Origin of the sequence: Streptomyces sp. NPDC091287 (assembly GCF_044768525.1) — a bacterium.
Lineage (GTDB): Bacteria > Actinomycetota > Actinomycetes > Streptomycetales > Streptomycetaceae > Streptomyces.
The window spans coordinates 15,802-27,623 of sequence record NZ_JBIVUV010000015.1 but is presented as its reverse complement, the minus strand read 5'-3'; the positions used below and the strand labels follow the sequence as shown (position 1 = coordinate 27,623).

Below are 11,822 nucleotides of genomic sequence, written 5' to 3'. Positions count from 1 at the left end.
CCATCCGAGTACGGCACCGCCTGCTCAGGCCGCTCCCGACCGTGCGAGTCTTCACCCACGGAGCCGGGGGGCTCCGGTCACCGGTCTCGGGTGATGGGGCGGGATGGGGACGGAACCATGGATCTGTTCGATGCGGAGCTGGGCGGGCGGGACGAGCCATCGGCGGGCCCCGGGGGCAGTTGTTCCTGGGTCACCGCCGTGATCCTGGGGGTTCTGGTGCTGCTGGCGGTGCTGGTGCACACGTTCTTCGGGTGGGCCCGCGACCTCCTCGGGGCCCTGATCCCGTAACGGCGCCCGCTCAGCCGCGCCGCCGTGCCTCCACCGCGTCACGGGTGTCCTCGGTGATCAGGTCACCGTTGATCGCCCCGCCCGCCATGAGGCCGGCCGCGGCGGCGCCGATGACCTGTTCGGTGAGGCGGGTGACATTGCCCGCCGCCCAGACTCCGGGGACCTCCGTCGCGCCGGTCGGCTCGGTGGGGATGTACGTGCCGATCACCTCGCCGCCCATCTCCTGCGCGACCGGGACCAGCCCCAGCGATTCCAGTACGGCCGAACGCGCGACGAAGCGCGCCTGCACCACCAGCGCCTCGCGCGGGATCACCCGGCCACCGGCCAGCCGTACGCCGGTGAACCGGTCGTCCGCGACCTCCAGGCCCGTCACCTCGCCGTCCACCACCGCCACGCCCCGGGCCGCCAGCTCCTCGTACTCCTCGTCCGTCGGCTCCGGGCCCGTGTGCCGGAAGAGGGTGACGTCCTCGCTCCACTGCCGCCACATCAGCGCCTGGTGCACGGCGAGGGCCCCGGTGGCGAGCACGCCGATCGGGCGGTCCGCCACCTCGTGGCCGTGGCAGTACGGGCAGTGCAGCACCTCGCGCCCCCAGCGCTCCGCCAGACCGGGCACGGGCGGCAGCTCGTCGACGAGCCCCGTCGTCACCAGCAGCCTGCGCGCCTCGACGCTCCGGCCGTCCTCCGTCGCCACCCGGAAGCCCCGCATGCCCGGCAGCCGCTCGGCCGAGGCCACCCGGCCCTCGACGATCTCCGCCCCGTACCCGGCGGCCTCGCCCCTGCCGATCGCCAGCAGCTCGCCGGGCGGGGTCGACTCGCGGCCCAGGTAGTTGTGGACGTGGGACGCGGGCGCGTTACGGGGCTCGCCCGCGTCGATCACCAGGACCGAACGCCGGGCCCGCGCCAGGGTCAGCGCCCCGCTCAGGCCGGCCGCCCCGCCGCCCACGATCACCACGTCGTACCGCTGCTGCTTCATGTCGTCTCTCCTGCTCTCCATGCGGATCACCTCCGGTTGAGGAAGAGAGTGCGCCCATGAGGCCGAAACGACAAACATCCTTGCCGGAATGGCAAGTCAGGAGAGGTCGAACTCGCACCACACGATCTTGCCGGGGTTCCGCTCGCCCACCCCCCATTTGTCCGCCAGCGCCTCGACCAGCAGCAACCCGCGCCCGCCCTCGTCGTCGGCCCCCGGCATCCCGTCGGACGGGCGCACCTCGCCGTCGCCGCTGTCGTGCAGCTCGACGCGGAGCGCGTTCTCGATCCGCTCCAGGTAGATGTGGACCTTGAAGCCACGCCCCGGCGGGACGCCGTGGCGGAGGGCGTTGGTCGCCAGCTCGGTCACGCAGAGCAGCACATCGTCCGCGCGCTTCTCGCACTCCCACTCGATCAGCGCCTTACGGGCGAACTTGCGTACGACCGGGATCGACCTGCGCTCACGGCAGTAGAAGGCGGCGCGGTAGTACGGGAGTTGGGTTGTCTCGTTCATGCTTCCACGCTCACACGCTGTAACTAGGCTTCAGCAGAGCGGAGAGGCGTACAAAAGCTTTTGTACGGGTTCTGACGGGTTGACAGCGGGACCAGAACGGGGAGAGCCAGGTCATGCAACCGGGAAAGCAGAGCGGCATCAGGCGAGTTACCTCATGGCAGCTGGTCGGGGCGCAGTTGCGCCACTTCCGCAAACTCGCCGGGCTGACACAGGCCGCCCTCGCCGAGCAGGCCGCCGGGGTGGGCGAGGACACGATCGCCTCGATCGAGCAGGGGCGGCGGGCGCTTCAGTTGGACCTGGCCACCCAGCTCGATGAACTACTGGACACCAAGGGCGCCTTGCGGGTCGCGGTGGAGCGAATTCCGCGGAAGGAGCGCTATCAGGCGCTGGTGAAGGACTTCGTGCAGTACGAGCAGAACGCGGTGAGCCTGTTCTCGTACCAGTCGCAGCTCATCCCGGGGCTGCTCCAGACCGAGGCGTACGCCCGCTTCATCTTCGGCTGCAACTACCCACCGCTCGAAGAGGACGAGATCGAGAAGCGGGTCGCGGAGCGCCTCGGCCGCCAGAAGATCCTGGAGCGCAAGCCCCGGCCGATCCTCCACTTCATCCTGGAGGAGAGCATCCTGCACGCCCAGATGGGCGACCCCGACGTCATGCTTGAGCAGCTCCTCCACCTGCGGCGCTGCATGGATCTGCCGTTCGTCACCATCCAGATCATGCCTCGGAACACCCCTCGGCACGCCGGGCTCGCGGGGCCGCTCGTTCTGCTGGAGACGCCCGACCACGACGGGCTCGTGTACGTCGACGGCCAGCTGCGCGGAGAGCTGTACGACGAACCCGCCGACGTCAGCGCGCTTATGCAGAGGTATGGGATGCTGCGTTCCCAGGCGCTCACCGTCGCGGAGAGCACCCGGCTACTGGACGCACTGCTTGACGCACTGCTTGGAGAGACATGTCCCGCGCAGCACACCCCGCCCCCGGTTCCACAGCCCTCCACTGGTTCAAGTCCAGCTACAGCAACGGCGACGGCGGAGACTGCATTGAGGTCGCCTACCACTGGAGCAAGTCCAGCTACAGCAACGGCGACGGCGGAGCCTGCGTCGAAGTAGCCGCCCACCCCTCCGCCGTCCACGTCCGCGACTCCAAGGTGACCGACGGCCCCGTCCTCACCGTCGAGCCCGCCGCCTGGAGCGCCTTCGTCCACGGCAGCGCGGCCGTCTGAGCCACCCCCGTACACGAAGAGAACCCGCCCCGCCCCCGGCCACCAACTCGGCCGGAAGCGGGGCGGTTCCCGTCTGTGCGCGGCGGGATCAGTAGCGCACCCACAGCTCGTACACGCTCGGCTTGGCCGCGAACGGCTTGCAGATGAACAGAGGGCTCCAGATGTGGTTGGCGGCGCCGGCCGCCCCGGCGGCCTGGCAGGCCGCCTGCGACTCGTAGTGGCCACGGATCGTGTAGCCCGAGCCCACTGCGGAGGCGGTGGAGGCCGCGCCGAGGGCCATCGCGGCCGCCGCCACAGCAGTGACCGCGACGGTGGTGATACGTCTACGCATGTCGGTAACTCCGTTTTCAGTCAACGCACATGACAGTGCATCAGTGAATGGGTAGAGCCAAACCGATCAGCGCGCGCCGCCAGGGAAAAGCTAGCGAGCGGAGCCCCGCCGCACAATAGGTCTGGACCATTAAGACATCGCATATGCCCCATGGCCGTAAACCTGTGCCGTGCCGCATATTTCGCGCGGCTCGCTCAGCCCCCGGCGGTCCGCTCCACCGGGATCCACAGCTCCGCCTCCGCCCGCTTCCCCTCCTCCGACAGCCGCACCCGCAGGATCTCCGGGCCGGGCCGGGAGGCGTACGGGTTCGACGGGAACCACTGGGTGAACACGTCCCGCCAGAGGTACTGGAGGGCCCCCGGGAACTCGCCCTCGCTCTCGAAGACCGCCCAGGCCCCTGCCGGTACGTCCAGGGCGTCCAGGTCCTCCGGAGCCTCCGCGCTCGTCACCACCCCGTGGTAGTAGTCGAGTTCGGTGCCTTCCGCGCGGCTCGGGTCGAGCTGGTCGCTCACCCCGACGATGCCCGCCGGCTCCTGGTCCGAGAGGGCCGCGATGCGGTCCAGCTCCTCCCGGCCGATCCCCCGGATGAACTCCGCGATGGCCGGATTCGGACCCTCGTGGATCAGAGGCACGCGTGCCCTCTTTCCGACCACCTGGAAGCCGTCCTTCTCCACCAGCCTGTACCGCATGTCGCTACTCCCTTCGACGATGAGCCGGAAGGTCAGCCGTTGCTGGGACCGCAGAACCGCGCCGCTTCTCCGGGCCTCGCCGGGGCCGATGCCGTGCACGGCACGGAAGGCGCGGGCGAAGCCCTCCCCCGTGTCGTAGCCGTACCGCACCGCCACGTCCAGCAGCGTCCGGTCGGGGGCGCCGAGCACCTCGGCCCCCGCGACCGTCATGCGGCGGCGACGGATGTACTCCGACAGCGGGAGCCCCGCGAGCGCGGAGAACATCCGGCGGAAGTGGTACTCCGACGTCATCGCGATACGCGCGAGCTCCGCCATCTCGATGCGCTCACCGAGATGCGCCTCGATGTGCTCCATCGCGTCGTTCAGCCGTTCCAGCAACCGCTGACTCCTTCCCTTGCTCGTTCACCGTAGGAAGAGGTCATCCTGCCGGACCCGACCGTCCGTGCCCGGATCGGTCGGTCCGGCGGACGGCTACTTCCCGGGCTTCGCCATCAGCTCCACCAGGGACGAGAAGCTGTCCGCGCCGTGCCCCGCCTCCACGCCCCGGCGGAACAGGTCGACGACGGCGGCCGGGAGGGCGGTGTCGACTCCCGCGTCGGCGTTGGTCTGCAGGACGTGCTCGACGCTCGCCATCCCCATGGCCAGGCGGTCCACGTCGCCTACGTGCACTCCCGCGTCGATGCGGTCGGCGTAGAAGGCGAAGAACTGCGTGAGGGAGTTCGCCGTGTCGTCGGCGTGCGGCAGGAAGTCGGCCGCCGTCAGGCCGTTCGCGCGGGCAAGGGCGACGGCCTGCCAGTAGCCCAGCATGGCGGTCCAGAACATCCCCACGCCGATCTGGTAGAGCAGCGCGGCACGCCCCGGGTCCTCGCCGTGGTGCTCGGCCCGGCCCGTCAGCACTTCGAGCACCGCCCGGTGCCGATCGAACACCTCGCGCGGCCCGCTGTAGAAGGTCGACGACTCGGGCTGCCCGATGCCGGACGGAGGTGAGTTGACACCACCGGTGAGCTGTACGGCACCGTGCCCAGCCGCCCAGTCGGCTCCGGCGCGGGCCTCCTCGGGCGTGGCGGAGGTGAGGTTGAGCAGGACCCGGCCGTCCAGGGCCTGCGTCGCGGGCTCCAGTACGGCGTTGACCGCCGCGTAATCCGTGAGGCTGAGGACGATCGCCTCGTTCGCCGCGACGGCGTCGGCGGGGCTCTGCGCGAGGGTCGCCCCTCGGGCCACCAGGTCGTCCGCGCGGGAGGCGGTGCGGTTCCAGACGGTGACCGCGTATCCGCGGTCGAGTAAGGCCGCGGCCATCGCCCGGCCCATGGGGCCCAGTCCGATGACGGTGACCGAGTTCTGTGCGCTGTTCATTGCCTACCTCCAACAGGTGGGTCGGGAAAGAGAATCGGACCCCTGGCCCCGACTAAAACGATCGCTCTATTCAGAGCACATCGAAAAGCTAGCACAGCTCTAGAACGAACGCTCTACCCAATGCCCGCTACAGTGACGGCATGCAGACCAGCACCCGGGACCGGATCGTCGTGGCGACCGCGCGCCTCATCCAGCGGCAGGGCTACGTCGGCACCGGCATCAAGCAGATCGCCGCGGAGTCGCAGGCCACGCTGGGGTCGATCTACCACTTCTTCCCGGGTGGCAAGGAGGCCGTCGCGGTCGCCGCGATCCGGTACAGCGCGCAGGAGTTCGCAGCGCTGCTGGAGAAAGCCCTGGACGGCGAGTCCGACCCGGCGGAGGCGGTGCTCTCCTGCACCCGCCAGTTGGCCGCCGGGCTCAAGGAGTCGGGCTGGGTCGACGGCTGCCCGGTGACGGCTGCGGCCCTGGAGACGCTCGGGACCGACTCAAAGCTCCAGCAGGTCTGCGCCGACGCGCTGAACGGCTGGGAGCGGCTCGTCCGCGACAAGTTGCTGGGCTGCGGATTCCCGGCGGAGGCCGCCCGCGAGCTGGCGACCACCGTCATCAGCGCCATGGAGGGCGCCGAGGTCACCGCCCAGGTCAACCGGAGCGATGACCCCCTCCTGGCGGCGGGCCGGCAGCTGGCCCGGCTCATCAGGTCGTACGGGGTCGACGCACCCGGCCGCTGAGGCCCTGACCTGTACGGCCGGCCGTCTCTTCAGTCCAGGTCGGACAGGTCGAGCACGGAGCCGTAGCGGACGTCGTTCCGCCGGAGGCGGTCGAGTGCCGTGTCCACCTGTGCCGATGGGAGGACCTCGACGTCGGCGGCGATGCTGTTGTCGGCGCAGAACTGGAGCATCTCGGCTGTCGCCCCGCGCAGCCGTCTACCGGGCCGCCGCCGGGGCGGGCTCCTGCCCGCAGGTCGACTTTCTGGCCTGACCGGGGGCCGCACGGTCGGCCCGGCCCGTCGGCGGGGCGCCGGGAACGGGAAAGGGGTGGGGGCGACCCTTCGGTCGCCCCCACCCCCTTTCCCAGCCGGTTCAGCTGAGCTGGGCGCCTTCCACGGTGCTGGTGACCGTGCCGGCGGTGGAGGTGGTCGCCCCCGCCGCACCGTCGACCAGCGTGCCGAGCTCGCCGACGTTGTCCAGCGCGCCCAGGCTGATGGGCGGCTCGGCGGCGTGCGCGGTGTCCCCGCCTCCCGGGGGCGGGGAGATGGCGGCGATGACCGCTCCGGTGGCGAGGGTGACGGCGGCGAGTACGCTTCGCTTCTTCATGCCGGGTTCAACGGCTCGGACCCCCCAAAGGGCACGCCCCGATCGACGATCACAGAACCTGGCGACAGCGTCCGGTCGCAGTCGCCTTTCCCCACCTCGCCGTCAACGGCTCCCTGAGCGCTGCCTAGTCTGTGCGCATGGTGGTCTACGCCCCCGCGGCACTCCTCTTCCTCGTCTTCTGTGTGAGCGTGCTGCGCGAGCGCCGCAAGTTCAGTAACGCCGTCATCCTGGGGCTCGCCGCGCTCTGTGCGCTGGCCGGCCTGCTGTACCGGCTGGTCGACTCCGGCTCCGCCTCCGCGCCCGTCGTGGTGTGGTCCCTGCTGGGCCTGGGGGCGGTGGCGGTGCTCGTACTGACGTGCTTCCTGTTCCTCAACGGCGTACGCATGCTGCGCAAGGAGGGCAGGAGCCCGTCGAATCTGCTCTCCCTGCTGGCCGCCCTGGCCATCCTCGCCGTGGTCGCCCTGCTCGCCACCGCCGCCGCCCTGCGGACACCGATACTGATCGGCGCGGCGACGGCGGCCGGCGGGCTGGCGCTCTACTTCTCGTTCCTGTTCCTGTGCTTCGTCTGTTACGCGTTCCTCTACGGGCGGCTGCGGGTGCGCCGCAAGGCCGACTTCGTGGTCGTACTGGGCTCGGGGCTCGTCGGCGGCTCCACCGTGCCGCCGCTGCTGGCCAGCCGACTGAAGCGCGGGCGCGAGGTGCACGCACGGCTCTCCCGGCGCGGCGGATCCCCCGTGCTCATCACCTCGGGCGGGCGGGGGCCCGACGAGGACCTGCCGGAATCCCACGCGATGGCCGACCACCTGGTGGCCGAGGGCTTTCCGGCACACCTCATCGAGCGGGAGGACCGGTCGACGAACACCGAGGAGAACCTGCGGTTCAGCAAGGCGATCATGGAGGAGGCCAAGCCCGGCTACCGGTGCGTCGTCGTCACGAACAACTACCACGCCTTCCGCGCCGCTCTCACCGCCCGGCGGGTCCGGATCCGGGGGCAGGTGGTGGGCTCGCCCACGGCCGCGTACTTCTGGCCCAACGCGACGCTCCGCGAGTTCACCGCGATCCTCGTGGACTACCGGCGGAGCAACACGGTGATGTGCGTGCTGATCGTCCTCGGCGGAGTGGCCGCCTGGTGGGTGAGCCGGAAGTAGCGACCGTCCCCCGTCGGCCCTTCTTCGTATCACCGATTACCCACGTTTCAGCCACAACTCCCCCACACATGAATAAGGTTGATCACGTTCGCATCGCGGATGCGCATCATCGGTCAACTGACGAGGGGGGTCAGGTGTCCCGACACCTGCACACGAACAGCCGCACCCACAGCCGGCGTACCGGGCGGGCCACAGGGGCGGCGGCCGTCGCGGTGGTGCTGGCCGCAGGGCTCGCCACGGCTCTGCCGGCCACGGCCCACGCCGCCGGGAAGGCGGAGGCGGCGGAGGTCCTGATACCCGCGCCGGACCGGTTCGGCGAGGGCCACGAGACGGTCCTGGCGACCGGCAGCCAGGGTGTCCTGCACCGCGAGGGCCAGAGCTACCTCTGGACGAACACGTACAACAGCCGTACGAAGGCGGTGCCGGAACTCGACGACGTGGCCGAGGACATGCTCGTCCACGGTCACGACGAGTTCAACCGGGCCATCTACACGCGGCCGCGCGCGGACGGCGGCACGGACGTCGTGCGGATCGGCATCGAGGACCCCGCCTTCACGAGCACCGTCACGGTGCCCGCCGGCTACCTCAACCTGCGCATCTCGGGCGGCTGGGTGCTGGCGACGGTCGACCGGGGCGACGGGAGTCACGAACTGCGGGTGGCCCGGGGCGGGGCCGCCGCCGACGATCCCGTCGTCCAGCTGCCCGCGGGGGCCACCGTCGGAGCCGAGCCCGTGCTGCTGAGCTCGTGGTCCAACCAGCTCGTCATCGGCTACCGCCTCGCCGACGGCTCCCCCGGTTACGGCATCCTGACCGCGTACAACGGCCGGGTCGTGCCGCTGCCCGTGACCGGTGACGCGAGCAGCTTCCGCATCACGCAGACCACCGTCAGCTGGTTCTCGCGGGGCGGCGACGGCGGGCCGGGCGTCAGGGTCCGTCAGCGGGAGAGCACGGCCGCGCCCCGCGTCGTCCCGATCACCACGGCGTCCTCCGACAGTGACGTCACCTCCTACGTGGTGGGCGACAACGTGCTCTGGTACGAGGGTCTGAGCGGCCCGCTGTATCTCACGCCGTTCGCCGGTGCGGACACTCCCCGGATGCTCCTGGGCAGCGTCTTCGGGACCTTCCTCCGCGCGGAGGGGACCGGTTCGGTCGTGGCGCTCGGCAGGGGCGACGACGGCAAGAGCGCGATCCGTTTGTTCAGCATCAACGGTCTGGAACTCGTCAGCGAGCTGGTGCTGCGGGAGGTTCCCCTGGTCAAGACCGCGGACGGCACGATCGGGGCGCTGAGCCTCGACCGGGGACGGCTGCGGTACATCAACTACCTCGACAGGGACGGGAAGATGCACGGCAAGGAGATCGGGGCGGGTCCCGACCCGGCGGACGGCGCTCCGCTCGCCGCGTTCCCGGCTCTCGTGACGGCGGGCAGGTTCGCCGACGGCACGGACGAGGGACTGGCCCAGGTGATCAGAGATCCGGAGACCGGCGGCGACGTCCTCGTGACCGGCGACGACCCGGACCAGCAGACCGACGGCATCCCCCTGGCGGACATGAACGGCCTCGGCCGCATCATCGACACATCACCGGAGTTCGTGCTGTACGAGGCGGGCGGCCGGCAGTACGTCGTCGACATCACCCGCGACCTCGTCGTCCGCGACCAGCGGGCGCAGGGCGCGGCGCTGGCCGGGGACCGGCTGTACAAGTCGGCGCCCGGCAATCCCGGCACGGTGAACGTGGTCGACCCGCGCTCCGGGCGGGCGACCGGGAGCCATGATCTGGGCGTCGACTGCGTGCCCTCCGAACTCCAGGTCAGCGGCAGCCTCGTGTACTGGAGCTGTGCCTCCCAGGACGCGGCGGGCGTGTACGACACGGCGACGCACCGCGATTACCCCGCCCCGGTGTCCCGGGTCCTGCTCGGCGACCGGTTCCTGGCCGCGCGCGACGCCTCCGGGGACCTGCGCCTCACCGCTCTGCGTCCCGACGGATCCACCGCCGACCTGGGCACCGTCACGGGCGTGAAGCCGCCCACGGACGACGACGGCCGCGGCACCACCTGGACCCTGGACCCGGCAGCGGGCAAGCTCGCCTGGGTCGGGACCGACGACACCATCCACGTCACCGCCCCGCAGCAGGCACTCTCCCCCCTGGGCGTCACCCACAGCACCGTGCCCGCCACCTCGGCGGGCGCGTGGAGCGCCGCGTGGTGGCTCTCCAAGCCGGCGGCGTCCTGGCAGCTCACCCTCACCCGTCGCTCGACCGGCGAGACCGTCCGCACCTGGACGGGCGAGGACACGCGCGGCACGGTACGCGTCAGCTGGGACGGCACGTCAGCCTCCGGCGACCCCGTGCCGGCCGGCGGTTACACCTGGAGGCTGACTGCGGCCCCATCGGACGGCACGGGTGCGGATGTCACCGCCTCGGGCACGTTGAGGGTCACCACCGGCTGAGCGCGCATCCGGACCACGGTCCGGGGGCGGCCCTCCGCCGCCCCGGGGCGTGGTCCGGCGCGCAGCCGGGCCCCGGACCGTGGTCCGGGCCCCGGCTGCGGGGATCCGCCGGGCCCCGGGCGCGGGAGGGCGGCGACGAACGCTCAGAATCCGCCGCCGTCGAAGCCGCCGCCCCCGAAGCCTCCGCCGTCGCCGAAACCGCCGCCCCCGCCGAAGCCCGAGGCGTCGAAGTCGGAGCCGGAGAAGTCACCGCCGCCCCAGTCGCCGCCCGCGCCGCCGCCGAAGTCACCGCCGCCGTACTCGGAGGCGTACGCCGGGGTCGCGAGCATCGAGCCGAGCATGGTGCCGACCAGGAGGCCGGGGAGCAGGCCACCGCCGAAGTAGCCGCCGGCCCACGGGCCGTACGCCGGGCCCGCTTCCCAGTACGGGCGGCGGTTGCCGTCGCCGACGTCGACCGTACGGCTCATCGGGTCCTCGCCCCGGGTGAGCCGCGCCTCGTCCGCGCCGCAGACCGGGACCTCGCGGGACGCGCCGCCGGACGGGGTCCAGAGCACGTCGGCGACCGAGGGGCCGTGGCGCGGGTCGAAGAAGCACGGCGGGCGGCGGGCCGGGATCTCCGCGCCGGTGCGGCGGGCCTCCAGGACCGCGAGGGAGTAGCGGCCGTCCTCCAGGGACCGGGTGACTCCCCGGACGTCCGAGGGGTGTGTGGCCCTTTCCATCTTGGTCTTGGCGCTCTCGTAGGAGTCCAGGGCCCGTTCGTAGTCGGCGCGCATGGTGTCGTCCGCGCCCTTCTCAGCCGGGTGGAAGTCCAGGCGTTCCAGGGTTTCGCCGTACGCGGTGATGTCCTCGTCGACGACGACCCGGAGCTTGTCGAGCGCGGCGCGCTCCTCTTCCTCCTGGCGGCGCTTGTTGCGGCGGGAGATCGCGAACGCGCCCGCGCCGCCCGCCGCGACCAGCGCGCCGAGGGTGATCAGGCCGCCGACCGGGGCTCCGGCCCCGTCCGCACCGTCTGAGCCGCCGGACCAGGAGGCGGGGGCGCTGCCCCGGGCCTGTTCGACGGCGCGGTCGACGAAGGCGTTGAGCTGGGTGTCGGCGTTGCCGGCGGTGGTGGGGCTCTCCACGGCGGCGGTGAGGTTGTCGACCGCTCGGGTGGGCATGACCTGCGGGTCCGCGCCCGCGTCGAAGCCGTCGCCGAGGCGTATCGCGTAGACGCCGGTGATGCCGGTGTCGCTGCGCAGGGTCTGGAGGAGGCCTTCCGCGGGGAAGGCCGGGGTATCGGGGAGGACGGCAACGAACACCGGTTTGCCGGCGTCCGTGATCTTGTTCTCCAGGGCCTTCTCGTCAGCGACGGAGAGCTGATCGCGAGCGCCCGGGTCCACGTAGACCGGGTCGTCGCGCAGGGCCTGGGCGGCGTCCTGGATGGTCGCGGCGGGCGCGGCCGACGCGGGGGAGGTCAGGGCGAGGGCCGCCGCTGCGAAGATGAGCAGCAGGCCCGCCAGCAGCGCGGGGAAGAGCCTTTTCCTCATACTTAACGCTACTCCAGGCGGGCGA

The 11,822-nt window shown here is 71.4% G+C and carries 14 protein-coding genes; 6 read left to right on the top strand and 8 right to left on the bottom strand.

The annotated features are described in order from the left end of the window. The first annotated feature begins 117 nt into the window (after nt 1-117). Complete coding sequence (locus ACIQRW_RS24785; RefSeq protein WP_215108372.1) at nt 118-288, top strand: hypothetical protein; 171 nt, start codon at nt 118-120, stop codon at nt 286-288. 10 nt (nt 289-298) lie between these two features. Here the strand turns inward: ACIQRW_RS24785 and ACIQRW_RS24780 are convergent, their stop codons facing one another. After that, nucleotides 299-1,282, bottom strand: coding sequence for an NAD(P)/FAD-dependent oxidoreductase (locus tag ACIQRW_RS24780; protein ID WP_403764135.1), 984 nt, complete (start codon nt 1,280-1,282; stop codon nt 299-301). A 75-nt stretch (nt 1,283-1,357) separates the two neighbouring features. Then, a complete protein-coding gene (locus tag ACIQRW_RS24775) occupies nt 1,358-1,771 on the bottom strand; it encodes an ATP-binding protein (RefSeq protein WP_403764133.1) in 414 nt (137 codons plus the stop codon). Between the two features lie 113 nt (nt 1,772-1,884). On the opposite strand from ACIQRW_RS24775, the gene ACIQRW_RS24770 reads away from it, so the two are divergent. Together ACIQRW_RS24770 and ACIQRW_RS24765 are read left to right on the top strand one after the other, a co-directional pair. Then, nucleotides 1,885-2,880 carry a Scr1 family TA system antitoxin-like transcriptional regulator gene (locus ACIQRW_RS24770; RefSeq protein ID WP_403764131.1) on the top strand — a complete coding sequence of 332 codons (996 nt, stop codon included), beginning with the start codon at nt 1,885-1,887 and terminating at the stop codon, nt 2,878-2,880. Further along, nucleotides 2,811-2,993 (top strand): DUF397 domain-containing protein, encoded by a 183-nt coding sequence (locus ACIQRW_RS24765; protein ID WP_403764411.1) that lies wholly within the window; start codon nt 2,811-2,813, stop codon nt 2,991-2,993. The genes ACIQRW_RS24770 and ACIQRW_RS24765 overlap by 70 nt, the downstream gene beginning before the upstream one ends. An 88-nt stretch (nt 2,994-3,081) precedes the next feature. On the opposite strand, the gene ACIQRW_RS24760 is transcribed toward ACIQRW_RS24765, so the two are convergent. The 3 genes from ACIQRW_RS24760 to ACIQRW_RS24750 form a co-directional block, all read right to left on the bottom strand. Next, the gene (locus tag ACIQRW_RS24760; RefSeq protein WP_403764129.1) at nt 3,082-3,324 is read right to left on the bottom strand and encodes a hypothetical protein; all 243 of its coding nucleotides are present in this window, start codon (nt 3,322-3,324) and stop codon (nt 3,082-3,084) included. 194 nt (nt 3,325-3,518) lie between these two features. Continuing rightward, nucleotides 3,519-4,391, bottom strand: a complete 873-nt coding sequence (locus ACIQRW_RS24755; protein WP_403764127.1) for a GyrI-like domain-containing protein — start codon at nt 4,389-4,391, stop codon at nt 3,519-3,521. A gap of 93 nt (nt 4,392-4,484) precedes the next feature. Continuing rightward, nucleotides 4,485-5,366, bottom strand: coding sequence for an NAD(P)-dependent oxidoreductase (locus ACIQRW_RS24750; RefSeq protein WP_403764125.1), 882 nt, complete (start codon nt 5,364-5,366; stop codon nt 4,485-4,487). 140 nt (nt 5,367-5,506) lie between these two features. On the opposite strand from ACIQRW_RS24750, the gene ACIQRW_RS24745 reads away from it, so the two are divergent. Further along, a complete protein-coding gene (locus ACIQRW_RS24745) occupies nt 5,507-6,094 on the top strand; it encodes a TetR/AcrR family transcriptional regulator (RefSeq protein WP_403764123.1) in 588 nt (195 codons plus the stop codon). A 29-nt stretch (nt 6,095-6,123) separates the two neighbouring features. Here ACIQRW_RS24745 and ACIQRW_RS24740 read toward each other — a convergent pair whose 3' ends face one another. Together ACIQRW_RS24740 and ACIQRW_RS24735 are read right to left on the bottom strand one after the other, a co-directional pair. Beyond that, nucleotides 6,124-6,264 carry a hypothetical protein gene (locus tag ACIQRW_RS24740; protein ID WP_403764121.1) on the bottom strand — a complete coding sequence of 47 codons (141 nt, stop codon included), beginning with the start codon at nt 6,262-6,264 and terminating at the stop codon, nt 6,124-6,126. 181 nt (nt 6,265-6,445) lie between these two features. After that, a complete protein-coding gene (locus ACIQRW_RS24735; RefSeq protein ID WP_403764119.1) occupies nt 6,446-6,679 on the bottom strand; it encodes a hypothetical protein in 234 nt (77 codons plus the stop codon). 137 nt (nt 6,680-6,816) lie between these two features. Here ACIQRW_RS24735 and ACIQRW_RS24730 point away from each other — a divergent pair, with 137 nt between their 5' ends. After that, a complete protein-coding gene (locus tag ACIQRW_RS24730) occupies nt 6,817-7,827 on the top strand; it encodes a YdcF family protein (RefSeq protein ID WP_403764117.1) in 1,011 nt (336 codons plus the stop codon). Nucleotides 7,828-7,961: 134 nt separating this feature from the next. Further along, entirely contained in the window at nt 7,962-10,271 is a 2,310-nt protein-coding gene (locus tag ACIQRW_RS24725; protein ID WP_403764115.1) for a FlgD immunoglobulin-like domain containing protein, read from the top strand. A 143-nt stretch (nt 10,272-10,414) separates the two neighbouring features. Here ACIQRW_RS24725 and ACIQRW_RS24720 read toward each other — a convergent pair whose 3' ends face one another. After that, nucleotides 10,415-11,797, bottom strand: a complete 1,383-nt coding sequence (locus tag ACIQRW_RS24720; protein ID WP_403764113.1) for a hypothetical protein — start codon at nt 11,795-11,797, stop codon at nt 10,415-10,417. Between the last annotated feature and the right edge of the window lie 25 nt (nt 11,798-11,822).

Excerpts from the sequence above, each read along its gene's own strand:
- ACIQRW_RS24785 (WP_215108372.1), top strand. The coding sequence starts at position 118 with ATGGATCTGTTCGATGCGGAGCTGGGCGGGCGGGACGAGCCATCGGCG.
- ACIQRW_RS24780 (WP_403764135.1), bottom strand. The coding sequence starts at position 1,282 with ATGGAGAGCAGGAGAGACGACATGAAGCAGCAGCGGTACGACGTGGTG.
- ACIQRW_RS24775 (WP_403764133.1), bottom strand. The coding sequence starts at position 1,771 with ATGAACGAGACAACCCAACTCCCGTACTACCGCGCCGCCTTCTACTGC.
- ACIQRW_RS24770 (WP_403764131.1), top strand. The coding sequence starts at position 1,885 with ATGCAACCGGGAAAGCAGAGCGGCATCAGGCGAGTTACCTCATGGCAG.
- ACIQRW_RS24760 (WP_403764129.1), bottom strand. The coding sequence starts at position 3,324 with ATGCGTAGACGTATCACCACCGTCGCGGTCACTGCTGTGGCGGCGGCC.
- ACIQRW_RS24750 (WP_403764125.1), bottom strand. The coding sequence starts at position 5,366 with ATGAACAGCGCACAGAACTCGGTCACCGTCATCGGACTGGGCCCCATG.
- ACIQRW_RS24745 (WP_403764123.1), top strand. The coding sequence starts at position 5,507 with ATGCAGACCAGCACCCGGGACCGGATCGTCGTGGCGACCGCGCGCCTC.
- ACIQRW_RS24740 (WP_403764121.1), bottom strand. The coding sequence starts at position 6,264 with ATGCTCCAGTTCTGCGCCGACAACAGCATCGCCGCCGACGTCGAGGTC.
- ACIQRW_RS24735 (WP_403764119.1), bottom strand. The coding sequence starts at position 6,679 with ATGAAGAAGCGAAGCGTACTCGCCGCCGTCACCCTCGCCACCGGAGCG.
- ACIQRW_RS24730 (WP_403764117.1), top strand. The coding sequence starts at position 6,817 with ATGGTGGTCTACGCCCCCGCGGCACTCCTCTTCCTCGTCTTCTGTGTG.
- ACIQRW_RS24720 (WP_403764113.1), bottom strand. The coding sequence starts at position 11,797 with ATGAGGAAAAGGCTCTTCCCCGCGCTGCTGGCGGGCCTGCTGCTCATC.